Annotated in this window: 22 protein-coding genes; 18 read left to right on the forward strand and 4 right to left on the reverse strand. The window is 62.6% G+C overall.

Translation table 11 applies throughout. The features are described 5' to 3' along the window. Positions 1-18 precede the first annotated feature (18 nt). From VJX68_RS14630 to gspN, 11 genes are all read left to right on the forward strand, one after another. A complete protein-coding gene (locus VJX68_RS14630) occupies positions 19-429 on the forward strand; it encodes a hypothetical protein (RefSeq protein WP_324096451.1) in 411 nt (136 codons plus the stop codon). A gap of 189 nt (positions 430-618) precedes the next feature. Beyond that, on the forward strand, positions 619-2334 hold the full coding sequence (gspE, locus tag VJX68_RS14635; protein WP_324096452.1) for a type II secretion system ATPase GspE: 1716 nt from the start codon (positions 619-621) through the stop codon (positions 2332-2334). Between the two features lie 27 nt (positions 2335-2361). Beyond that, positions 2362-3591, forward strand: coding sequence for a type II secretion system inner membrane protein GspF (gene gspF / locus VJX68_RS14640; protein WP_324096453.1), 1230 nt, complete (start codon positions 2362-2364; stop codon positions 3589-3591). Positions 3592-3614: 23 nt separating this feature from the next. Continuing rightward, positions 3615-4034, forward strand: coding sequence for a type II secretion system major pseudopilin GspG (gspG, locus tag VJX68_RS14645; RefSeq protein WP_324096454.1), 420 nt, complete (start codon positions 3615-3617; stop codon positions 4032-4034). Between the two features lie 7 nt (positions 4035-4041). After that, complete coding sequence (locus tag VJX68_RS14650; protein WP_324096455.1) at positions 4042-4623, forward strand: type II secretion system protein; 582 nt, start codon at positions 4042-4044, stop codon at positions 4621-4623. Beyond that, positions 4620-5048 carry a type IV pilus modification PilV family protein gene (locus VJX68_RS14655; protein ID WP_324096456.1) on the forward strand — a complete coding sequence of 143 codons (429 nt, stop codon included), beginning with the start codon at positions 4620-4622 and terminating at the stop codon, positions 5046-5048. The genes VJX68_RS14650 and VJX68_RS14655 overlap by 4 nt, the downstream gene beginning before the upstream one ends. Further along, a complete protein-coding gene (locus VJX68_RS14660) occupies positions 5045-5713 on the forward strand; it encodes a prepilin-type N-terminal cleavage/methylation domain-containing protein (protein ID WP_324096457.1) in 669 nt (222 codons plus the stop codon). Before VJX68_RS14655 ends, VJX68_RS14660 begins: the two co-directional genes overlap by 4 nt. Then, positions 5707-6651, forward strand: coding sequence for a type II secretion system minor pseudopilin GspK (gene gspK / locus VJX68_RS14665; protein ID WP_324096458.1), 945 nt, complete (start codon positions 5707-5709; stop codon positions 6649-6651). Before VJX68_RS14660 ends, gspK begins: the two co-directional genes overlap by 7 nt. 15 nt (positions 6652-6666) lie before the next feature. Beyond that, a complete protein-coding gene (gspL, locus tag VJX68_RS14670) occupies positions 6667-8166 on the forward strand; it encodes a type II secretion system protein GspL (RefSeq protein WP_324096459.1) in 1500 nt (499 codons plus the stop codon). Positions 8167-8171: 5 nt separating this feature from the next. Continuing rightward, positions 8172-8816, forward strand: a complete 645-nt coding sequence (gene gspM / locus VJX68_RS14675; protein ID WP_324096460.1) for a type II secretion system protein GspM — start codon at positions 8172-8174, stop codon at positions 8814-8816. A gap of 13 nt (positions 8817-8829) precedes the next feature. Continuing rightward, positions 8830-9669 carry a type II secretion system protein GspN gene (gene gspN, locus VJX68_RS14680; RefSeq protein ID WP_324096461.1) on the forward strand — a complete coding sequence of 280 codons (840 nt, stop codon included), beginning with the start codon at positions 8830-8832 and terminating at the stop codon, positions 9667-9669. A 31-nt stretch (positions 9670-9700) separates the two neighbouring features. Here gspN and VJX68_RS14685 read toward each other — a convergent pair whose 3' ends face one another. Together VJX68_RS14685 and VJX68_RS14690 are read right to left on the reverse strand one after the other, a co-directional pair. Further along, positions 9701-9952: a hypothetical protein gene (locus tag VJX68_RS14685; RefSeq protein WP_324096462.1), complete on the reverse strand. Its 252-nt coding sequence runs from the start codon at positions 9950-9952 to the stop codon at positions 9701-9703. Positions 9953-9999: 47 nt separating this feature from the next. After that, the gene (locus tag VJX68_RS14690) at positions 10000-10758 is read right to left on the reverse strand and encodes an alpha/beta fold hydrolase (protein ID WP_324096463.1); all 759 of its coding nucleotides are present in this window, start codon (positions 10756-10758) and stop codon (positions 10000-10002) included. Positions 10759-10854: 96 nt separating this feature from the next. Here VJX68_RS14690 and VJX68_RS14695 point away from each other — a divergent pair, with 96 nt between their 5' ends. Beyond that, positions 10855-11883 carry an LLM class flavin-dependent oxidoreductase gene (locus VJX68_RS14695; protein ID WP_324096464.1) on the forward strand — a complete coding sequence of 343 codons (1029 nt, stop codon included), beginning with the start codon at positions 10855-10857 and terminating at the stop codon, positions 11881-11883. Here VJX68_RS14695 and VJX68_RS14700 read toward each other — a convergent pair. Continuing rightward, positions 11868-12674 carry an enoyl-CoA hydratase-related protein gene (locus VJX68_RS14700; RefSeq protein ID WP_324096465.1) on the reverse strand — a complete coding sequence of 269 codons (807 nt, stop codon included), beginning with the start codon at positions 12672-12674 and terminating at the stop codon, positions 11868-11870. The two genes, VJX68_RS14695 and VJX68_RS14700, sit on opposite strands and share 16 nt — an antisense overlap. Before the next feature lie 130 nt (positions 12675-12804). Here VJX68_RS14700 and VJX68_RS14705 point away from each other — a divergent pair, with 130 nt between their 5' ends. From VJX68_RS14705 to VJX68_RS14730, 6 genes are all read left to right on the forward strand, one after another. Then, positions 12805-13290 carry a hypothetical protein gene (locus VJX68_RS14705; RefSeq protein ID WP_324096466.1) on the forward strand — a complete coding sequence of 162 codons (486 nt, stop codon included), beginning with the start codon at positions 12805-12807 and terminating at the stop codon, positions 13288-13290. 15 nt (positions 13291-13305) lie between these two features. Continuing rightward, positions 13306-15180, forward strand: a complete 1875-nt coding sequence (locus VJX68_RS14710; protein ID WP_324096467.1) for an ABC transporter ATP-binding protein — start codon at positions 13306-13308, stop codon at positions 15178-15180. Then, positions 15173-17155: an ABC transporter ATP-binding protein gene (locus VJX68_RS14715; protein WP_324096468.1), complete on the forward strand. Its 1983-nt coding sequence runs from the start codon at positions 15173-15175 to the stop codon at positions 17153-17155. Before VJX68_RS14710 ends, VJX68_RS14715 begins: the two co-directional genes overlap by 8 nt. An 87-nt stretch (positions 17156-17242) precedes the next feature. Next, positions 17243-18733 carry a circularly permuted type 2 ATP-grasp protein gene (locus tag VJX68_RS14720; protein WP_324096469.1) on the forward strand — a complete coding sequence of 497 codons (1491 nt, stop codon included), beginning with the start codon at positions 17243-17245 and terminating at the stop codon, positions 18731-18733. Beyond that, positions 18733-19674: an alpha-E domain-containing protein gene (locus VJX68_RS14725; RefSeq protein WP_324096470.1), complete on the forward strand. Its 942-nt coding sequence runs from the start codon at positions 18733-18735 to the stop codon at positions 19672-19674. Before VJX68_RS14720 ends, VJX68_RS14725 begins: the two co-directional genes overlap by 1 nt. Positions 19675-19683: 9 nt before the next feature. Next, the gene (locus tag VJX68_RS14730; RefSeq protein ID WP_324096471.1) at positions 19684-20598 is read left to right on the forward strand and encodes a transglutaminase family protein; all 915 of its coding nucleotides are present in this window, start codon (positions 19684-19686) and stop codon (positions 20596-20598) included. Between the two features lie 4 nt (positions 20599-20602). On the opposite strand, the gene VJX68_RS14735 is transcribed toward VJX68_RS14730, so the two are convergent. After that, a complete protein-coding gene (locus tag VJX68_RS14735; protein ID WP_324096472.1) occupies positions 20603-22015 on the reverse strand; it encodes an FAD-dependent oxidoreductase in 1413 nt (470 codons plus the stop codon). Positions 22016-22154 lie beyond the last annotated feature (139 nt).

Here is a 22154-nt window from a genome sequence, read left to right on the forward strand (position 1 = left end):
TTCGCCCTCCTCGCGATAATGTCGGCGGCGCTCATTTCAGGTGGATGCGGGCTGGCCTACCAGGCCGGCACTCGAATCAAGGCGACGCGGATGTCGGATTCGCTGCAAGTCGGCCAGACCTCGCCCGAGGTGCATCATTCATGGGGCGAGCCGGATATCCGGACCTATCTGCCGGGCGATACCGAGGTCTGGAGCTACCCATACAAGCCCAACAGCAACGACATTACGGCGGCGCTGCTGTACACCTCGTCCAAGGACGGCGACAAGGGGACCTTCCTAGATTTGAAGTTTGTGGGGGGTAAACTCGTCTCATGGCAGGAAGCGGAGCATACGCTGCCGCTCAAGGGACATACGGGCATCGGCCTGGGGATCAACCAGGGGCCGATTGGGAACGGGACCCAAACGACGCCCGGCGCAGTGCATTACTAGTCGCAGCCAGCGGCGGTAAACTGGTCGGTGCTATGGGGAACGCATACTTGCAACTAGCCAGAACCATCGTGTCTAATTGAGCCCGAACGGGGGGAATGGTGGTAAGTTCGGTGTGGTGGCACTGTCGTTGAAGATGACTCGATATGACTTGAATCGACGCGCCGTGGCGCCGGCGGTCGGGCTCGCCTGATGGCGACCGCACGCAAAAGTTTCGAGGCAATCCTGCTTGACCGCTCGTGGGTCTCGGCGCAGGACTTGGACAAGGCGCGCCAGCGCAAGAAGCCCGGGCAGGAGCTGGCCGACGTGCTGGTCGAGATGGGTGCGCTGGAGCCGCAGCGCCTCGCGCGCGCGCTCGCGCAGGAGTACCGGCTGCCGTTCCAGGCGCATATCGACGAGAATTCGCTGGACCCGGCCCTTGTCTCGAAGATTCCGATAAACTACGCGAAGAAGAACCGCCTGATCCCGCTGTCGAGCGTGGACGGGACGGTGACCGTAGCGATCGCCGACCCGGCCAACTTCGAGCCGCTCGACGACTTGCGAATCCTGTACGGCGCGCGGATACATCCGCTGGTCGCGCCGGCCGAGGTAATCGTCGAAGCAATCAACCGCGCGTACGACCAGGCTTCGGCCACTTCGGCCGAAGATCTGATGATCGATCTCCAGGAAGAGCGGCTTGACGTGGTTGCCAATGAACTCGCGGCTGAGCCGCTGGACTTGCTCGAGTCCGACGATTCGGCGCCGATCATCAAGCTCGTCAACGGCGTGCTGTCGCAGGCGGTCAAGGACCGCGCGAGCGACATTCATATTGAAGTCTTCGAAAAGGAACTGGTCATTCGCTTTCGCGTGGACGGGATGCTCTACGACGTGCTGTCGCCGCCCAAGCGCTTTCAGCCGGCGATCACGTCGCGCGTCAAGGTCATGGCGGGCCTCAATATCGCGGAAAAGCGCCTGCCGCAGGACGGCCGCATCCGGCTGCGCATCGCGGGCCGCGACATCGATTTGCGGGTCTCGTCGATACCGACCGCGTTCGGCGAGCGGATCGTGCTGCGATTGCTCGATCGCGCGCAGGCGGCGGTCGACGTAAATCTCGACCATCTCGGGTTTTCCGGCGAGAACCTGCAGCGGCTTGACCGGCTGATTCGGCAGAGCCACGGGATCATCCTGGCGACCGGGCCGACCGGCTCGGGCAAATCGACGACGCTGTACGCGTGCCTGTCCAGAATTAACTCTCCTGAAAAAAACATCATTACGATCGAGGATCCGATCGAGTACCAGCTCCGCGGCGTCGGCCAGATGCAGGTGAACCCGAAAATCGAGCTGACGTTTGCCAGCGGCCTGCGCTCGATTCTGCGCCAAGACCCTGACGTGATCATGGTAGGCGAAATCCGCGACGCCGAGACCGCCGAAATCGCGATCCAGTCCGCCTTGACCGGCCATCTCGTGTTCTCGACGCTGCACACCAACGATTCGTTCGGCGCGGTGACGCGGCTGGTGGAAATGGGGATCGAGCCGTTCCTGGTCTCGTCGTCGATTCTCGCCGTGCTGGCCCAACGCCTCATCCGCAAGCTCTGCCCCGATTGCCGCGAGCCATACCGTCCCAGCGAGTCCGAGCTTTCGCGAATCGGACTCAAGCCCGGGGACATGACGGCCAAGATCTGCCGTCCCAAGGGATGCCGCCATTGCCGCAGCACCGGCTATCGCGGCCGAATGGCGATACAGGAACTGATGATCATGGACGACGAAATCCGCTCGCTGGTCATGCAGAAAGCCGATGCCGCCATGCTGCGCCGCAAATGTACCGAGCAGGGGATGACTCTGCTGCGCCAGGACGGCGCGGCGCGCGTGCTGCGCGGCGAGACCTCGATCGAGGAGCTGCTGAGGGTCACGCAGGAAGACATCGACTAGCGCGCCCGCATAAGTTTTTTTTCACCGATGCCAGTATTTGCTTATCGAGGTCTTGGCGCCGACGGCCGCTCGGTCAACGGCGTGGTTGACGCCGACAGCGCCCGGACCGCGCGCGGCAAGCTGCGCGCGTCGGGAATTTTCCCGACCGACCTCAACGAGGAGTCCAACGCCGCTGAACGCCAGGAAGCCAGGCGCGAGTGGCTGCCGTCGCTGTGGCGGCGTAAGATGCCGGCCGCGGACCTGGCCCTGCTGACGCGCCAGTTGAGCGCACTGCTCGGCGCCGGCGTGCAGTTGGTCGATGCGCTCAGCGCGCTCAGCGATCAATCGACCCGCGCCGCGACCAAGCGGATGCTCTCGCAGGTGCGCGAGCGCGTGCGCGAGGGCTCGTCGCTGGCCGACGCGCTGAGCAATCATCGCGATACATTCTCCGACCTCTATATCGGGATGGTGCGCGCGGGTGAGCAGGCTGCGGCGCTCGAGGCCGTGCTGGACCGGCTGGCCGAGTACAGCGAGCGCCAAAACGAATTCGTCACCAAGGTGCGCGGCGCGCTGACCTATCCGATCATCATGATGTGCGTCGGCACGGGAATCATGGCGTTCCTGGTGGCATACGTGGTGCCGCAAGTCGCGACGATTTTCGAGCAGCAGCATGCGGCGCTGCCGCTGGCGACGCGAGTCTTGATTACGATTTCGGGGATCGTCACCGGCTACTGGATCCCGCTGGCGCTGTTGGTGGTCGGCGCCGTGGCTGGATTTACCGCTGCGATGGCCACGCCGCGCGGGCGGCGCATGTACGACACCGCTATCCTGAAGGCGTACTACATCGGGCCGACGATGATTCGAATCATTTGCGCGCGCTTTGCGCGGACCCTGGCCACCCTGCTCGCCAGCGGCGTGCAGTTGCTGCCGGCGCTCGACGCGGTCAAAGGCGTGGTGACCAACGGTCTGCTCAAGGACGCCATCGAGCAGAGCCGCGAAAGTATTCGCGAGGGCCACGGCATGGGGCAGACGCTGGCGCGCAGCGGGCTCTTTCCGCCGTTGCTGATCGAGATGATCCGCGTCGGCGAACGCTCCGGCGAACTGGAGCGGATGCTCGAGCGCGTGGCCGACAACTACGAGCGCGAGGTCTCGCACTCGCTGAGCCAGATGACCACCGTGCTGGAGCCGGTGATGACGCTGGCGATGGCGGCTGTTATCGTGTTCATGATGCTGGCGGTGCTGATGCCGATCTTCCAGCTCAACCAGCTGATGCAGTGAAGAACGCGCCGGAGGTAACCGCGATGAAGTCACGCCGATACAATCAGGACGGTTTCACCCTGATTGAAATCATGGTGGTTATTCTGATCCTCGGCCTGCTCGCGACGATCGTCGTCCAGAGTCTGCGCGGCGCCGCCGACAAGGCCAAGAAGACCAAGGCGCAGGCTGATCTCGCCGAGATCAAGACCGCGCTCGATCGCTACTACCTCGACAACGGCTACTACCCGACCACCGACCAGGGTCTGAACGCGCTGGTGTCGCCGCCGACCAACGGCCGCGTGCCCGCGAATTACGAAAGCGGCGGCTATATCGAGCGCCTGCCGCAAGATCCCTGGGGGACGCCCTACTTCTACCAGAGCGATGGGAACTCGTACGTGCTGAAGTCGTTCGGCCCCGACGGCGTCGAAAGCTCGGACGATATAGACGCCAGCCAATCGTCGTGACGGCGCCATGAAATCGGGGCCCGGACCATCTGCTCGCCGCGCCAGAACGCTTGTGCGGCTCAGCGTGTCGTCCGCCTCGCCGGGCTTCACGCTGCTCGAACTGGCGGTCGTGATCTTCATCATGGGATTGATGCTGACCCTCGCGTTGCCGTATCTCGGCGGCTTTCGCGAGGCCGCGCTGAAAAGCCAGGCGCGCCGGCTGGCGGGCCGCGCGACTTTTATGTTCGATGAAGCCACCGGCCACAAGCTGGTCCTGCGGCTCATCTTCGATTTGGACAACAACGGCTACGCGGCCGCGCAGCTCGATCCTTATGCCGTACAGCCGGTGTTCGCGCCGGATAACAGCATGTCGGGCAAGCCGGTGATGCTGCCGGCGGCGATTCGGATTCGCGACGTGACCATCGAAGGCATTGGCACCGTCAATCGCGGAGTGGTCGCGACCAACTTTTATCCAGAGGGCTACGTCGATGCGACCGTGGTGCACCTCGAAGACGCATCGGGCGACGTGATGACGCTTGAATTTTCTCCACTGACCGGACAGGTCGCGATCATCAGCGGCGACGTAATGCCGCAGGGGATGACGCGGTGAATATTCTTCGCCGGCGCGCGCGCGCGTTTACGCTGCTCGAGGTGATGGTCGCAATGGCGATCCTCGGTATCGCGCTGCTCGGCCTGCTCGGTCTCCATCATCAGAGCATTCAATCGGTAATCCGCGCCCAGCAGACGACGCGCGCCTCGATGCTCGCGCAGGCCGTCATGACGGAGGCGGAGCTCGAGCGATTTCCCGAGCTCGGCCGCACCAGCGGCAATTTCGAAGCGTCATTCCCCGGCGAGTTCAAGGACTTCCGCTGGGAACGGGCGGTCGAGGCGTCGGGCATGTTTCCCGACGTGCGCAAGGTCAAGGTTCTGATTCGTTACGGTCCCACCCTCTCGCAGAGCTTCTCCCTAGTCGAGTTCGTTCATTCGCCGATCCCGCCCGATACAAATGGGCTGCGGCAGGGGGCGACGCCATGACGAACCGTCGTATCCCGACGTATCGTGCGCCACACGGCTTCACGCTCATCGAGATGATGCTCGCGATTGGAGTGCTGGCGCTGATCTTGACGATGCTGGCCAGCTCGTTCAGCACAATTGCGCACAGCAAGGTGCACGCCGAAGGACGGCTGATGGTCGATCGCGAAGGCCGCTCGTTGCTGTGGCAGATGACCAAGGAATTACGCAATGCCGTCCAGACTCCGTATGCGGCCAGCAAGGTCGCGCTGTTCGGCAACGGACGCATGGGCAATGGCGCGCCGATCGATACAATCACGCTGTCCACCTTCAGCGGAGGGCATCGCCGCGCGTTCACCGGGATGACGCCCGAGACGATAGTCACTTACAATTTGACGCCGAATCCCGACCAGCCGGGCTGGTACTTGCTGCAGCGCTCGCAGCAAAGTGGATTGCTGACGAGTTCGGCCGCGCTGCAAACGACGGTGCTCGCAGACAACGTGCTGTCGCTGCATATCCGTTATTTCGACGGCCAGAAGTGGGGCGAGAGCTGGGATTCGTCGAGTCTGCCGACGGGACGCCAGTTGCCGGTGGCGGCGGCGCTCCAGATTCAGATGGCGGCGCCGGGCGGACACGTGATGGACTTTGCGACGCAAGTCACCGTGCCGATGGCGATACAGGAATGGTAACGCGGCTGCGCAAGAGCGAGCGCGGCGTGGCGCTGCTCGCGGTCCTGCTGGGAATCGCGCTGATGACGCTGATCGTCGTGGATTTCGCGATGACGTCCGGACTCGGATGCGTGTCGGCGGCGAACCAGGCCAACGAGCTGCGCGCCAGCTACCTGGCGCGGTCGGCGGTCAGTATCGGTCTCGGATTGCTGGCGGCGGATGCGCGCGCAGACGCAACATCGCAAACCCCGACCGACAGCTTGAGCGAGGTGTGGGCGGTGCCGTTTCCGCCGATGCCGCTGGAGGGCGGCAACGTCTCGTTGTCGATCGTGGACGAAGCCCGTAAGCTGCCTATCAACGCGATGGTCCAGAACGGCATTCCCAACCAGCCTGCGATTCTGAAGATCCAGCGCCTGTTCACGATCCTCAACGTGAAGGTTGACCTGGTGCAAGGTATCGTCGACTGGATCACGCCGAACGGCAATGCGCAAAATAGCAACATCGGTGACTACTACCTGGCTTTGAAACCGCCGTATCAGCCGCGCTACGGCGCGATGCCGACGATCGGCGACCTGCAGATGGTCCAGGGTTTCAACGAGGCGGTTTTCAATCGCGTGAGCCCATTCCTGACCGTGATGCCCGAGCCGGCGGTGAATGCCAACACCGCGTCGCCGCAAGTGATCGCCGCGCTGGAGCCGCAATTGATAGAGGATCAGAAAATCGTGCAGGAGATTATCGAGGCCCGCGCGATTCGGCCGTTCTCCCAACCCACCGACATTATGAACCTTCCCGATCTTGGCGACGTCGCGCAGCTTCTTTCGAAGGACGTCGACATGCGCAGCCAGTTTTTTACGATTAACGGGATGGGTACGTACGCGGGCGCGCGCAAAATCATCACCGCGACGTTCCATCGCGAGACCAACGGCATCGGCACGCTCGCCGCGTGGCATGAGGATTAGGGTGCAGGACGCCTAATGGCTCAACGAATACTTGCGCTGGAGTTCGCCGGCGACCGCGTGCGCGCGGCGGTCGCGGAGCGCTCGTGGAATTCGTTCACCCTCGCCGGCGTGTATGACAAGATTCGCGCCGACGACGAGGGCGACCTCGCGGGCGCGCTCTCCCGCCTGGTGGTAGAGGCCGGGCAACCTGACATTGTGATCTCAGCGCTGCCCGCCGATCTCGTCGTCAAGCGCCTGCTCGAACTGCCGTTCAAGGACGCGCGCCGGCTGCATCAGGTGGTTCCGTTCGCATTGGAAGAGCATCTGCCCTTCCCGGTCGACGATGGCGCGGTCGCGTTCACCCGCGTCGGGCGCGAAGGCGAGCACACGCTGGTGATGGCCGCGATGGTGCGCAAGAGCGATCTCCAGCATCATCTCGATTTGCTGCTGAAGGCCGGACTCGATCCCAAAACTGTCACGCTCGCACCGCTCGCGCTGGCCGCGATGCTCACGCGCGCGAAAAACGGAAACGGCGCCAAGCCGATGGCGCACCTGGTCGTCGAAGGCGACGAGGACTCCACTTCGGTCGTGCTAGTCGATCTCGGCGGAACGCCCCGCGCGATCCGTTCGATGCAGGGCGGCCTGATGATGTCGGACGGGTCGGCGGTCTCGCAGGACGCAGCCGCGCCGATTCTCAACTCGGTGCGTCAGACCCTGCTTGCGAATGGCGAGGAGTCCGATCAGACCGAGGTGATCGTCGCGGGCGCGGCTGCTGCGTATCCGAAAGTCCGCGGACTGCTGTCTGATTCGCTCGCCATGTCGGTGCGCGACGGCGGCGCATTCGACTATACTGGGATCTTCGAAGGCTCGGTGCCGAACACCGGCAAGTATTCATCGTGCGTCGCGATGCTGCTCGGCGAGTTGCCCAGTAAGCCACTCGATCTGATCAATTTCCGCCAGGGCGAATTCATGTTCCGCGGGCGCGTCCGTGGCGACCTCAGCCCCTTCTACACTTCGGGGATCCTCGCCGCCGCGCTGCTGGCCGTGATCATTTTCCATTTCGCGCTGGGCGTGTCCGCCAATCTTCATCGCCTCAACCAGGTCAACGCGGAAATCGCCGCCGTCGCCGGACCGGTGCTGGGCGAAACCGATCCCGCCAACGCCAGGGCGCAGTTGCAGCTCGGGATTGCGAAGATGAACAAGCGGCTCAATCTGATCGGCGGCAACCTGACTCATTCGCCGCTCGACACGCTGGTCGCGGTGTCGCGAGCGTTGCCGCCGCGGTTTCCGGTGCAGATGGCCGACGTGCAGATCGATTCGCAGGGCCTGCGCGTGACCGGCCAGGCGGATTCGTTCGCGACTGTCGATCAGGCCAAACGAGCGCTCGACCAGAGCGGCTTCTTCGGTTCGATCGAAGTCGCGCATGCCAAGGCCGGCTCGGATCCGAGCAAAGTGGATTTTCGCATGGACGCGAACTTCAAGGACGCGACGCCGGCGACTGAGCGCGACGAACCCGGGAATGAGCGCGACGAATAGCTGCCATGCTTAGAGAGTGGATCGACAATTTGCGCGCGCGAGTGATGGACTTGCTCCGCCCGTTGCTCAAGCAGGCCGCCACCCGCGTCGATCCGTACATCGCTCAGGCTCGCGGCCGTTACCAGAAACTCGAACCGCGCGAACGCATCCTGGTGCAAATCGCCGGCGGCCTGCTCGGAGTTTTTCTCATCTACAATCTTGTCTACATGCCGATCGTCGATCTTGGCTCGGGGCTCGAGCACAAGATTGCGCAGCGGCAACATGATCTCGCCGAGGTTCGCCGTCTCGCCGGCACTTACGCTCAGCTCAAGGCCGACCTTGCCAACGCCGAGAAGCACACGGTCCCGCTGGGCAAGGATTTCTCGCTGTTCTCGGTCGTCGAAGCGTCGATGACCAAGAGCGTCGGCCGCCAGAAGATTGGCTCGATCACGCCCGGCTCCGATCGCAAGCTCAGCGACGGTTTCACCGAATACAGCGTGCAGTTGAAGCTCGACAACGTGAATCTCGCTCAGTTGGTCGACGCGCTCTACGGCATCAATTCGCTCGCGATGCCGATCGGCGTGTCGAACATTCGCATCCAGCGCCGCACCCAGGACACGCATTCGTACGACGTTGACCTCACCTGTGTCGCGCTCGCCAAGAACACCTGATGCGCCCCGCGATGTGTCCGCGCCAATTCGGCGGCCGGCTCTCGTTCGCATCGGCTACGTGGTTGTCGGACTGACGCTCTTCGCCGCGTACCTGATTTCCACCTTCCCCTACTCCACCACTCTCTCGAAAATGCTCGCGCCGATGGGCCTCGAGGTTTCAAGCGAGAGTCAGAAAGCGAGCTTCCCCTTCGGCGCGCGGTTGTCGAACGTCCGTCTGCGCTCGACCCGTCCCGCGTCGGCCGGCCTGCTCCTCGAGAGCCCGGCCCTCACGATTGCGCCCGCGTTTCTCTCGATGCTCACGTTGCATCCCGGCGTCCGCGTGAAAGCCGCGCTCTACGACGGCGTCGTGAACTTCACAATCCGCCCCAGCGGCGGCGGCACCGCAATCAGCTACGACCTCGACTCGGTGGATATCGCGCGTCAGCACTTGTTCGCGATTCCAGGAGCTGACACTTCAGGCAGGCTCTCCGGAAGCGGCAAACTGCTGCTCTCTTCCGGTGACATCGCGGAGAGCGGCGACGGCGAACTGAGCGCCGCCGGATTGACCGTCATCTCGGCGCTGGCGACGTCGCCGATCCATCTCGGCGACGGGCACTCAAAATTCAATTTGGATCAAGGCACGGTGACGATCGAGGAATTCACCACCAGCGGCGGCGATCTGACTCTGACCGCCGAGGGAACGATCCAGCTCGCACCCGACCCCGGCCAAAGCCAACTCGCGATCCAATTCACTCTGTCGACCGCTCCCGCCGCAGCTTCGAATCTGGCGGTCTTGCTCGCGATATTGCCGCATCCCTCGGGCCCTCTGCCCTATCACCTGACGGGCACCCTCAACGCCCCGCGAATCAGCTGACGCCGAGCGAGGCACTAGGTCAGCTTAAAACTCAGCGTTCACGATACTTGATGCGTTCGTATACCCAGCCCAAAATCAGCACTACGCTGCCAGATGCAAAGGCAAACATCATCGCCCCTGTGAGTTCCTTCCAGTTCCAGTCTGGCACAAATCCGAGCACTAACAGCGCGAGGATAAGAGGCGAGGCTATTGACCAAATGAGGGCTGCGCGATTCCAGGCATCCGATTGAACTATCGTACGATCTGGGTCGCTCTCCCATTGCTCACGTTGATCGTCGCGCATATAGCCGAGCTGTATTAGCGAATCAGCTGATGCATAGACTCAGGCGCTTACGCCGGCGCAGTCTTGAAAAACTCCAGCACCGCTTCCTTGTAGTGCTTGTCACTCGGGGCGCTCAAATGATCGCGTCCTTCGAGCATCACGAGTTTGCTGGCCGGAATTGCATCCTGCAGCAGCTTTGGATTGCCGACGAGCAGGTCCTTCGTTCCGATTACGATCATGACCGGCACGCGAATTTTCTGCGCCGCGATGCGCTCGGCAGTGAAATCTTCGCGATTCGAGGCCATGCATGCCGCCAACGCCTTCAAGTCGTTGCCGGTAGCTTCCGCGAATTGGCGAAACTCCCGCGCGCGCTGCTCCTTCACTCCTGAAATATTTTTGGCGAGCAGCGCATCGACGATCGGTTTGCGGTCGAAGCTTGGCGCGGCCGCGGTCGCAGCGCCGATTCCGCCAAGCACCGCCGCGCGCAAACGCTCCGGATGCAACATCAGAAGCCCCGTCACGATTCGCCCGCCCATCGAATAGCCCATGATCAACGTGCGCTTGATTCCCAAATGATCCATCAGCCGGATCACGTCATCGCCCATCGTCTCGCCGCCGTACGCCGCCGGATCGTGCGGCTTGCCGCTCTTGCCGTGCCCGCGGCAATCCAGCGCGATCACGCGGTAATGCGCCCCAAGCGCGTTGAACCAATCCGCGCCCCAGTTATGATCCGCGCGCGACGCGAAGCCGTGCACCAGCACGACCGGCTCGCCCTTGCCATGTTCCTCGAAATAAATCTGCACGCCATCGGAATCGAAGTAAGCCATGGTTCAACGCTCCTGCGTAGAGTCTATCATTATATCTTGCAGCCATAATCGAATAGCCGCACAATCTGCGCAACTCAAACTCGCACGGACTTATCGATGCCATCGAATCAAAAGCTCGGACTTCAGACCAACGTCGGCGTCGGCGCCGACGCGCTCCCCGCACGCCTCGCACTCATCCGCGAGGCCGAGGACCTCGGCTACACATCATTGTGGATTGCGGAGGTCAGCGGACCCGACGCGTTCGTCAGTCTCGCCGCGCTCGCAGTCAACACCCGCAAAGCCGAACTGGCCACGGGCGTCATACCGATTCAAATTCGCACGCCGGGTGCGATGGCGATGGGCTTCCTCACGATCAACGAACTGTCTGGCGGCCGCGCGATCGCCGGCCTCGGCGTGTCGAGTCCGATCATCGTCGAGCGATGGCACGGCGCGTCGTATCGCAAGCCGGTCACCGCAATGCGCGAATGCGTCACGATCATGCGCCAGTTGTTGACCGAGGGCCGCTCGAAGTTCCAGGGCGAAGTGTACAAGTCCGACTTCAAGCTGAGCATGCGTATCACCGCGCCACGTCCGCCGAAGATTTACCTAGCTGGCCTCAACGCACCGATGCTCCGGCTCGCGGGCGAAGTTGCCGACGGTGTCCTGATGAACTACTCGCCGCCCGGGGCAATCGCACCGATGGTGCAGCATATTGGTGAAGGCGCCAAAGCCGCGGGGCGCGATCCGTCCGCCATCGATGTGGGCATCTACATCCGCATGTGCATCACGGAAGAAGAAGACAAGGCGGTCGATTCGTTCCGGCGCGAGCTGGCCGGTTACGCATTCGTGGACACTACAACAAGATGTTCGCGCGCTACGGACTCGCGGCCGAGTTCGACGAGGTACGCCGGCTGTGGAAGGAAGGCAAGCGCGACGAGGCTCCCAGAGCCATCTCGGAAACGTCATGCCGCAAGATCGCGGTATTCGGGAACGCCAAATCCGGCCGCGATTTCGTCGCGCGATTCCGCGCCGCCGGTGTTACGCATCCAGTGGTCTTTCCGATCGGACCGGCTGCCACCGCGTCGCGCGATTATCCCAACACAATGCGCGCGCTGGCCGGAGCTTGAGCGCTACCTGCCCTTGTAATTGGGCTTTCTCTTCTCCATGAAAGAGCGCGGCCCTTCCTTCGCGTCCTCGGACTTCATCACTTCGCGCGCAATTTCGTTTTCGATCTTGAACGCCTCTTCGTAGGGACGCCCCGACGTTCGCCGCACCGCCTCTTTGATCTTCCGCACCGCCAGCGGCCCGTTCTGCGCGATCGTCGCCGCCAGTTCCTCCGCCTTCGCGATCAGTTCGTCCTGCGGCACGACGTAGTTCACGAGTCCCAGGCGCCACGCCTCCTGCGCATCGATCCTGTTGCCAGTGAGCAGAATCTCCATCGCCTTGCAGTACGGAATCTGCCGTTGCAATCGCGCCAGCGAGCCGGCCGCCGGTATAATCGCCCACTTCACTTCCTGCAGGCCGAAGCTCGCGTTCTCCGACGCGACTCGAAGATCCGTGCCCTGGATGAATTCCATTCCGCCCGCGATGCAGAATCCGTTGACCGCGGAAATCACGGGCTTGTCCATGTCGTAGCCGCGCAGCAGCGCGATGTCGCCGAGCTTGCGGTCCGCGAGCAGCTTGCTATCCCATTCGTCCTCCGGCTTTCGCGCGCCGGTGAACAACGGAATCAAGCGCCCCAAGTCTGCACCGGCCGAGAACGCGACCTTTCCCGCTCCCGTCACAATCGTCGCGCGAACCGCGTCGTCGCGGTCGATCTCCTTCCACGCCGCCGCGAGGCTGACGAGCATTTCCGGATTCAGCGAATTGTGAACCTCGGGCCGGTTCATTGTGAGATAGGCGACGTGGTTCCGTTTTTCGAAAATCAACGCGGGCATGATGTGCTCCTTTTCCGTTCCTGCCGCGAAGTTATCATCAAACAGTCATGCGCTGGTACCTTTACCCGCCGCTCCGCGCGCCGTTATGATCTTGTAGGACTCGCAACCCCACACCCATCAAGGAGGAGTCATGAAACTACGCATCGCATCGATCATAACGCCTCTATTGTTTTTCATCTTCACGCCAGCCTTCGCAATCGAAACGCCGCGCATCGTTCCTCGGATGCAGGAAATACAAAAGCCGGTTGATGAAGTCTTCGCCACGGTCAAAAAATATTTCACCGACTCGTCACTCAGCAATTTCCAGCTCGTCAGCTCCGATAAGCGAACTCATACGCTCGTCGCCAAGCAGACCGCCGTCGACGACCTGTCATGGCGCAACTGGGCATTCTGCGAGACGGGCCCGGTTCAGATGATCTACAAGTTTCAGGACGGCACCGTCACCGTGACCGTCAAGCTCGAGAAAACGACCGCACACTCGACGCTTGCCTCGGTGTCGGCGGATTTCCAGGGACGTTACGTGCTGGGCGGCAATCAAAACCAGGTAGCTTGCACCTCGAAGTTCGTGCTCGAAGACAGCATACTGGCCGCGGCTGGCACCGCTCCCGGCAAGTGAGTCGGCGCGATTCGATTGAACGCTGAACCGACAATCGTTTCGCCTCCTGCCGCGAGCGAGCTGGCGTTCCCCGACGCTCGCCGCTTGCGTTCGCGCGACGTGTTCCGCCTCGTCGTGCGCGCGTGGCCATTCATCCGCCCCTACCGCCACCATCTCGTGTACCTGCTCCTGCTCACGACGCCGGCTCTCCTAAGCGGACTCCTTGCGCTCAACCTCACGCGCGTTTTCTTCGACGTCGTCGGTCATGGCGACGCGCTGACGCCCGCGCAGGCGTGGATGCTTCACCTGCCGCAGCATGCCGATCGGCGGACCGTTCTGATTCACGCAGGCGTCGTTAGCGGCGGCGCGGCGGTGGCCGGCTTGATCATTTTCGGATTTCTCTTCGGCTACGCGATCTGGATTTTACAGCGCATCAGCAATCTGTTCCGCGTCAATCTCTACACCCGGATGCAGGAACTGAGCGTGCGCTTTCATTCCGAGGAAAAGATCGGCGACGCGATCTACCGGATGTTCCAAGACTCCGCAGCGATTCCCGGCGTGATCAACGGTCTGATCGTTCAGCCGCTGATTTTCGTTCCAGCCGCCATCGGCTCGCTGCTTTACCTGCTCTGGTACGACACCCGGATGGCGCTGATCGCTGCGCTGCTGATGCCCGCGAACTTCATCCTGGCTTGGATCTGCGCGGATTCGTTGCGCGCCGCTTTCATCGGTGAACGCGAAGCCACGGCGCTGGCGACCACGCGCATCGAAGAAACGCTGGCGTCGATCAAAACCGTCAAAGCGTTCGGCACGGAAGCTTTCGAAGCTGAAAATTACGCGCGCGACAACTGGGACGCATTCCTCGCCGGCCGTCGCGCCCGCCTGATGCTCGCGCGCTACCGCGTCATGACCAACACGGTTCGCGGGCTGGCGTACGTTGCGGCACTGTACGTCGGGGCGACGGAACTGATGGCGGGCGGAACCGCGGGCCTCGCGCACGTTGCCGTATCGCTGGGACTGTTCCAGGGTTCGCTCGCGCTGGTGGCCAGAGTCAGCGCGCGCACGCGAAGTATCACCGACCTCTGGGGGAGCATGCAGGACGTGGCCGTCGCGATCTCGCGCGTGCTCGAGATGCTCGGTCAAACGCCCGAGCAAAGCGTCAGGATTGGCCGTGGAATCCCGCCAAAAACCGCGACCACTCTCGCCTTCGACAACGTGACCTTCGGCTACGACCCGCGCAGGCCCGTCCTCTCCGACGTGAATCTCGAGGCCCGCGTCGGTGAAATCACCGCGATTGCCGGACCCAGCGGCTCTGGAAAGAGCACGATCATTTCGCTCATCGTGAGATTCTTCGATCCGACGGCAGGCCGCATCATGCTCAACGCCGAACCGATCGAAGGATTCGATCTTCCGGCGTGGCGCGGCATGCTTTCCGTCGCGCTGCAGGAAAATCCGCTTTTCACCGCGACGCTTCGCGACAACGTCGCGTACGGCCGCCCGAACGCGTCGGCGGCGGAAGTTCTCTCTGCGATTCATCGCGCAGGCTTGGGCGACTTCGTTCGTTCTCTGCCGGCTGGCCTGGACACGATGCTCGGCGAAAAAGGCTCGAAGCTTTCCGCCGGGCAAGCGCAGCGGCTCGGCCTCGCGCGCGCGATTTTGCGCGACGCGCCGATTCTTCTGCTCGACGAACCGACCTCGTCGCTCGATGTGGCGAGCGAAGACGCCGTCATGCTCGGCCTGCGCGAGTGGGTGAACGAAGAACCCACGCGCCGGATGGTGATTCTCGCGACGCATCGCCGCACCACCGCATCGCGCGCCGACCGAATGTACCAGCTTGCCGCCGGCCGGCTCGTTGCCGCCGACGGATCCGTCCTCGACGACGTCCCGATTCGCGAGGTGAGCAATGCCTGACGCCATCGCGCAGCGCGACTCGCGCGCGAATCTTCTCTACGCCGATGAGCAGGCGCCCCTCACGTGGCGCGAGGCCTGGCGCCTACTCGTCAAGAGCTGGCCGTTCGTAAGCCGCTATCGGCGGCTCGTCGCGATCAAGTGCGCGCTGGTTTTCATCTCGCTGACTTTTTTTCTGATGACGCCGTGGCCGCTGAAAATCGTCATCGACAACGTCATCGACGGTCACCCGCTCACAGGGGTGCCGGCCGCTATCTTGACTCCGCTCGCCGGTACGAGCCGGAGCGGCCTGCTCCTCGCCGTCACGTTGTTTCTCGTGCTGACCGTTATTCTGATCGGGATGGTGCATGGCGAGGCGCAAGCGCTCGGCACCAACGTGAACAGCGACGGACTGGATCAAGCCGGCATCACTGCCAATGACGCCAACGACGGCAGCAGCCTGTGGAACGGTCTCTTCGGCTATCTCGAATCGCGCGTCACGATCAATCTCACGCAGCGTATGAACCAGTCGCTGCGCACCGCGATCTACGAGCGATTTTTGCGCTCGCCGCTGGCGCTTTACGCCGACCAGAAAATCGGCGACGCCGTCTTCCGCGTAATGTACGACAGTGCGTCGATCGGCCCGGTATTTTATCGCGGCGTGCTCGCCCCAATCATGTCGGTGTTCATGTTCGTGATGGCGATGATCGTGCTCTCCGCGCAATTCAGCAACGAGCCGGTGATCGTCGTCGGCGCGATTCTCTTTCTGCCCTTGATCGCTATCGGCAGCAGCCTGTTCGGACGCGCCCTGCGCGCTCAAAGCCAGTCGATGCGCGAAAGCGGCAGCAACGTGATGGCCGCATTCGAGGAGCGCGTCGCGCAAGTACAGCTGATCAAGGCATACGGACAGGAGTCGCGCGAGACCGCCGCCGTTGACGCCGCGAGCTGGGCCTCCTACCGCTCGACGTTCCGCATGCTCGCGATCATCTTCGTGCTGGTAATCGTGCTCGCGCCCGTATGCTGCGCGCTGATCGGATACGCGCTCTACTATCTGATGATGCAGGTGATTGTGGGACGCATCACGCTCGGCGACATCGTCCTGCTCGCGAGTTACGGATCGATGCTGGCGAATCCGATGGCAATCATCGGCGGCACGTGGGCGTCGGTGCAGGCGTCGGTCGCGGGGCTGCGCCGCGTGCACAGCGTGCTCGACAACCTGGCTGAGCCGGTCGCCGACGGACGCAGCAACGGACTTGGTGCTCGCATCCGGAACCTTGAGTTCAGCGGCGTCGCGATCGGCTACGGCGCCACCGCCGTGCTGAGCGGCGTCACGATGTCGATGCGCGCCGGCGAAATGGTCGCGCTGGCGGGAGCGAGCGGATGCGGCAAGACCACGCTCATCAACTCGATTCCGCGTTTCGTCGAACCGTCAGCGGGAACGATAGCCTTCGACGGCGTCGATTCGCGCGCCGTCGCACCCGACTCGATTCGCGCGCGCGTCGGTTTCGTATTTCAGAATGAGGCGCTGTTTTCGACTTCGATCGAGGACAACATCCGCTACGGCAGCGCGGGCGCGTCGAAGGCCGACGTTCGCGAAGCGGCCGCGATGGCGGGTGCGGCGGAATTTATCGAGCGCCTGCCCGACGGCTACTCGACTATGCTCGGGCGGCGCGGCGCGCGCCTGTCGGTCGGGCAGAAACAGCGAATCGCCATCGCGCGCGCCCTGCTTCGACGGCCCGAGATCATTGTCCTCGACGAGCCCGCCGCACCGCTCGATCCCGCCTCGGAATCCGCGCTCATAGAAACGCTGACCGCGCTAGCGTGCGATCGAATCGTCATCATCGTCGCGCATCGAGCCGGCACATTGGCCGCATGCGATCGCGTCTTTTTCATCCACGACGGAACGATTGCCGCCTCCGGTACGCATGGGCACCTGCTCGCGACCAACCGCGACTACCAAGCCTACCTCGCGCAAAGCGGCGCTGAAATTCCCGCCTGAGTCTGGCCCGTCGATTGCTCTTCCAATGACGCCGGTGTGCCGGCGATGCTGAATTCCGCGCCAGTTAGGGCGATGGGGTGATGTGCGATGGATTCGACTGTTTCCGAAACAGGCAGGGCGGTGCCCGTTTGGGCGGCGTATAAAACCGACGCCGGCGTTTTCGACGAGATGCTCGATCTATCGAGCCAGCCGCGAACCGGCTGCGAGGCCGTCATCGACACTTTGTTCTCGATGCCGCCGGCTCAGTTCGCCGAAATTTGTGCGAGCGCCGACCGCATGTTCCGCCGCATGGGCGTGACCTTCAACGTCTACGGCGCCGCCGACGGCTCCGAGCGGATCTTCCCGTTCGATCCAATTCCGCGCGTGATCGATGCCGCAACCTGGGGCACGCTCGAGGCCGGCCTGATTCAGCGTGTGCGCGCGCTCAACGCCTTCGTCGCCGACGTTTACGGCGACGGCTGCATCCTGTCCGACGGCGTCGTCCCGCGCGATCTCCTTCTCGGATGTCCACAGTTCCGCCGCGCCGCCGTGGGCATCAAGCCTCCGCTGGGCAACTTCGTCACCGTCGCCGGCATCGATCTCGTGCGCGGCGCCGACGGCCGCTTCTATGTCCTCGAAGACAATGTCCGCACGCCCAGCGGCGTTTCCTATGTGATCGAAAATCGCGTCGTGATGATGCGTCTCGTCCCAACTCTGATGCGCGCATCGCGCGTGCGCAGCGTCGAGCGCTATCCCGCCGACCTGCTGCAATGCCTGAAGGAGATGTCGCCCTCCGGCAAATCCAATCCCACCATCGCGCTGCTCACGCCCGGGCCCTTCAACTCCGCGTTCTTCGAGCACGTCTTCCTCTCGCAGCAGATGGGCATCGAGCTGGTCGAAGGCGTGGACCTGGTCTGCGTCGATCGCAAGCTCTACATGAAGGACGTTCACGGGCTTCGCCAAATCGACGTCCTCTACCGCCGCATCGACGACGACTTCCTCGACCCGCTCGTCTTCCGCCCCGATTCCCTGCTCGGCGTGGCCGGTCTGACCGCGGTGCTGCGCGCCGGTAACGCGGCTATCGCCAACGGCGTCGGCACGGGAGTTGCCGACGACAAGGCCGTCTACGCCTACACGCCCGCGATGATTCGTTACTATCTGGCCGAGGAGCCGATTCTTCCGATCGTCGAGACCTATCTGCTGCGCGATCCCGAAGTGCGCGAGCAGGTGCTCAAAAATCTCGAGCGCTACGTCGTCAAACCCACCGGCGCGTCCGGCGGCTACGGCGTCGTCATCGGACCAAAGGCCGGCGAAAAGGAACTCGCGGAGACGCGCGAACGGATCATCAACGATCCGTCGGCCTTCATCGCGCAGCCGGTCATCGCGCTCTCGGTCCATCCCACGATCATTCACAATGGCTCCGAGAGCGGGATGAAGCTATCGCCGCGGCACATCGACTTTCGCCCCTTCGTGCTGCTCGGCGCCAAGCCGCGCGTGCTCGTCGGCGGCCTGACGCGCGTCGCGCTGCGCGAGGGCTCGTTGATCGTGAACTCTTCGCAAGGCGGCGGCAGCAAGGACACCTGGGTGCTCGAGGCCTGATGCTCCGGCGAATCGCGAGTCATCTTTTCTGGACCGCCCGCAACCTGGAACGTGCCGAATGGCGCGCGCGTCTGCTCGACGTCAACTACCATCTGCTGATCGAGAGTCCGCCGCGCGACGCGCAGCCGTGGGCGCCGCTGCTCGCGATTTTCGGCGAGCGCGACCTTTTCGCCGAGTCCTACACGACCGCCGACGACGCCTCCATTCTCAACTTCTTCGCGCTCGACACCGACAATCCCAACTCGATTCGCAGTTGCATCAACACCGCGCGCAACAACGCGATCTCGCTGCGCCACTACATCTCGTCCGAGCTATGGCTCGATCTGAACACGCTCTACCTCAACGCGCAGGAATGGACGCCCGAACTTTTCATTTCGCCGGGCGTGTTCGCGTTTTTCGCCGATCTAAAGGACAGCTTCTATCGCCTGTCCGGGATCCGCCAGAGCACCATCCCGCGCGACATCGCCTACGACTTCATGCAACTCGGCATAATGCTCGAGCGGACCGAGGATGTATCGCGGATGCTCGACGTCAAGTACCACTTCCTGCTGCCGCGGCTTGAAGACGTCGGCGGTTCGCTCGACATTCTGCAATGGGCCGCCGTTTTGCGCAGCGCGTCCGGGCTCGAGGCTTATCGCAAGCGTTTTGGCAACTCGATCAGAATCGACAACGTTGTCGAGATCCTGCTCTTCGATCCAACATTCCCGCGCTCGGCGCGGTTCGCGCTCGCGATGCTCGCGACCTCGCTCAACCGGATCAAGGGCCAGGCGCCCGAACCCTCGCCGCCGTCCACGCAGCTCGAAGAACTGCTGGTCTTGATGAACTCAAAGCGGTCGCTCGAGGTGATCAAATCCGGCTTGCATCAGTTTCTGATTCAGATTCAGGATGGATGCGCGGCGCTGGGCGACGAGGTCTTCCAACGCTACCTCAAGGTCGATTGAATTGATGCGATGCTGCTGCGGATCTGTCACACTACCCGCTTCGAATACCAGATGCCGGCCTACGATTCGCACAACGAGGTGCGGATGCGGCCGCTGGAAGGCGCGAATCTGCGATGCCTCGAATTTGATTTGGACCTGACGCCCGACGCGTCCACCGTTGAGTACGACGACTACTACGGCAATCGCGTTTACGGGTTTTCGATCCACGCGCCGCACCCTGAACTAATCGTCGCGGCGAAATCTCTTGTCGAGTGCACACCCGGCCCGCCGTCGCCAGCGATTCCGATGCCGTTCGGCGAATACCTGCTCGAAGATCACGCGCGCAATCGCACTGAGTACGACTTCCTTAACGCGAGCCGCCACGTTCCGTTCAGCGAGCCGATGCGCAGATTCTTCTGGCTGGCGAGGCCCGATCCCTCAGAGGACGTAGCCGCCTACGCGAACCGGACAGTAGCCTTCGTCCGCGACCAGTTCGTGTACGAGCCCGGCATGACCAAGGTGCAATCGACCGCCGACGAAATTCTCTCGGTCGGCGGCGGTGTTTGCCAGGACTTTGCGCATCTAACTATAGGAGTGCTGCGCCTCGCCGGTATCCCGGCCCGCTACGTCTCCGGCTATCTCGCCCACGCCGCCAAATCCAAGGCAGAAACCGTAGGAGCACAAGCGAGCCACGCGTGGCTCGAAGCGCAGCTCCCAGGCTGGGGATGGACCGGTTTCGATCCAACCAACGGATGCATGGTGGATGAGCGCCACATAAGAGTAGCTATCGGCCGCGACTATTCCGACGTACCTCCTATGCGAGGCGTGTATAGGAGTCACGGCGGGAGACAACTGATGTCAGTAGAACTAAAGATAGACCCCCAACCCGAGCTCCTTCGCCCTATCGATCCTAGTAGCAGCTCCAACCAACAAAACCAGCAGTAACTATCTAGCCCTCTGCCCCCAGCGCCAACGGCGGCATCGCCGCCGTTTCCTTCGGCGGGGTCTTACCCCTGATGAGCCTGCGCGACCATGCCTTCGCGATGAGCTTCAGCAACGACGGCTCGAATAGCGCCGACGGCGGCTTCATCATGTTGATGACTTCGCCGATACGCTCACCGATCGCGGGATCGTCGTTCGCGACCTGGAACATTTTTCCCAGCAGCGGATCGATCACCCGATTGATCATAGGACGCTTGCCCTCGGTGCCGGGGATTCTGAAATCGGAGGCGGTCGCGAGTCCCCACGGTTCGGCCTGAAAGCGCGCCTGCGCCGCGAAGAATTTTCGCGGAAGCTCGATGTCACTAATGCCGTTCTTTTTGAGGCACTCGCCGAGCATCAGCGCCGACAACGCGCCCGAAGTCATGCCCTGGCCATAGACCGGATTGAACGCGCACGATGAGTCGCCGAGAGCGACGAAGCCGTCGAGCTGCGCGCCCCATTTCTCGTAATGCCGCCAGCGATTCGCCATCTGCCGGTACGAATAGACCTGTGACATAGGCTCCGCCAGCGCGACTTCCTCCGCGATTATCGGCGAACGCAGATGCGCGAGTTGGGCGGTAAAGCCGTCCTCGTCGCTCGGCGGGTAATGGCCGCCAATTCCCGCCATCGTGACGATCATTCGATTGTTCTCGACCGGAAACAACACGCCGGCAGTGGAGACATCTTCCGCCACCGGATCGATCCAGACTCCCTTCCACCACCAGTCCTTCGGGCGACGCTCGGGATTGACTTTGTACCATCGCGACGCGTACCCGGTATGCGAGTCGACGACCGTCTCCGGCGGGGCAGGCAGGCCCATCGCCTCGATCCATGACGGAATTTTGGTCGTGCGCCCGCTCGCATCGATTATAAGGTCGCCATTGAGCGTGAACGACGCGCCGCCGTCGCGCGGATTAACCTTTACTCCGCTGACCCGAATCGAAGCGCCGCGCACCGTCTCGAAGCCGACCGCTTCGGCCCGTTCGATCAGCTCGACGTTCGGTATTCTTCGGATAAGCTCGCGCACGGTCGCCTCGATCAGCACGCGGCTCGCGAAGAGCGTCGTAATCGAGTTCGGACGCCGCTCTGCCCATCCGTCCGGTCGCAGCGCGGCGAAATCGCGGCCGAAGTTTATCTCGAGCGCGCCGCGCTCGAGCATCGTTTTCTCGAAACCCGGAAACAGCCGATCGAGTTCGAGCCGACCGCGCATCAGCAGCGCATGGACATGCCGGCTTTGCGGAACCCCGGGCCGTTCATGCGCCCCGGCAGGATAAGCGTCGCGGTCGATCGCGGTCACCTTGTCATAGAATTTGCTGAGGACGCGCGCAGCGCAAAGCCCCGCCATGCTCCCGCCAATCACAATCGCATGAGTGTTTGCCATCTAGTGGCCTGTAACAGATGAAATGGTATCAAGGCTGATGCGCTGTGAGGGGTCGCGGTAAGTCCACTTGATAGGCTTGGGTGCGCGATTGTAGTGACGGATGTAGCGCATGAGCTTGCGGGCCAAGTCCTTGACCGAG

The sequence above is a fragment of the Binatus sp. (SeqCode) genome, assembly GCF_035272065.1.
Classification (GTDB): Bacteria; Desulfobacterota; Binatia; order Binatales; family Binataceae; genus Binatus.

What these genes read in the sequence shown, in the direction of transcription:
- VJX68_RS14630 (WP_324096451.1), top strand. Translation starts at nt 19, where the DNA reads ATGTCGGCGGCGCTCATTTCAGGTGGATGCGGGCTGGCCTACCAGGCC.
- gspE (WP_324096452.1), top strand. Translation starts at nt 619, where the DNA reads ATGGCGACCGCACGCAAAAGTTTCGAGGCAATCCTGCTTGACCGCTCG.
- gspF (WP_324096453.1), top strand. Translation starts at nt 2,362, where the DNA reads ATGCCAGTATTTGCTTATCGAGGTCTTGGCGCCGACGGCCGCTCGGTC.
- gspG (WP_324096454.1), top strand. Translation starts at nt 3,615, where the DNA reads ATGAAGTCACGCCGATACAATCAGGACGGTTTCACCCTGATTGAAATC.
- VJX68_RS14650 (WP_324096455.1), top strand. Translation starts at nt 4,042, where the DNA reads ATGAAATCGGGGCCCGGACCATCTGCTCGCCGCGCCAGAACGCTTGTG.
- VJX68_RS14660 (WP_324096457.1), top strand. Translation starts at nt 5,045, where the DNA reads ATGACGAACCGTCGTATCCCGACGTATCGTGCGCCACACGGCTTCACG.
- gspK (WP_324096458.1), top strand. Translation starts at nt 5,707, where the DNA reads ATGGTAACGCGGCTGCGCAAGAGCGAGCGCGGCGTGGCGCTGCTCGCG.
- gspL (WP_324096459.1), top strand. Translation starts at nt 6,667, where the DNA reads ATGGCTCAACGAATACTTGCGCTGGAGTTCGCCGGCGACCGCGTGCGC.
- gspM (WP_324096460.1), top strand. Translation starts at nt 8,172, where the DNA reads ATGCTTAGAGAGTGGATCGACAATTTGCGCGCGCGAGTGATGGACTTG.
- VJX68_RS14685 (WP_324096462.1), bottom strand. Translation starts at nt 9,952, where the DNA reads ATGCGCGACGATCAACGTGAGCAATGGGAGAGCGACCCAGATCGTACG.
- VJX68_RS14690 (WP_324096463.1), bottom strand. Translation starts at nt 10,758, where the DNA reads ATGGCTTACTTCGATTCCGATGGCGTGCAGATTTATTTCGAGGAACAT.
- VJX68_RS14695 (WP_324096464.1), top strand. Translation starts at nt 10,855, where the DNA reads ATGCCATCGAATCAAAAGCTCGGACTTCAGACCAACGTCGGCGTCGGC.
- VJX68_RS14700 (WP_324096465.1), bottom strand. Translation starts at nt 12,674, where the DNA reads ATGCCCGCGTTGATTTTCGAAAAACGGAACCACGTCGCCTATCTCACA.
- VJX68_RS14705 (WP_324096466.1), top strand. Translation starts at nt 12,805, where the DNA reads ATGAAACTACGCATCGCATCGATCATAACGCCTCTATTGTTTTTCATC.
- VJX68_RS14715 (WP_324096468.1), top strand. Translation starts at nt 15,173, where the DNA reads ATGCCTGACGCCATCGCGCAGCGCGACTCGCGCGCGAATCTTCTCTAC.
- VJX68_RS14720 (WP_324096469.1), top strand. Translation starts at nt 17,243, where the DNA reads ATGGATTCGACTGTTTCCGAAACAGGCAGGGCGGTGCCCGTTTGGGCG.
- VJX68_RS14725 (WP_324096470.1), top strand. Translation starts at nt 18,733, where the DNA reads ATGCTCCGGCGAATCGCGAGTCATCTTTTCTGGACCGCCCGCAACCTG.
- VJX68_RS14730 (WP_324096471.1), top strand. Translation starts at nt 19,684, where the DNA reads ATGCTGCTGCGGATCTGTCACACTACCCGCTTCGAATACCAGATGCCG.
- VJX68_RS14735 (WP_324096472.1), bottom strand. Translation starts at nt 22,015, where the DNA reads ATGGCAAACACTCATGCGATTGTGATTGGCGGGAGCATGGCGGGGCTT.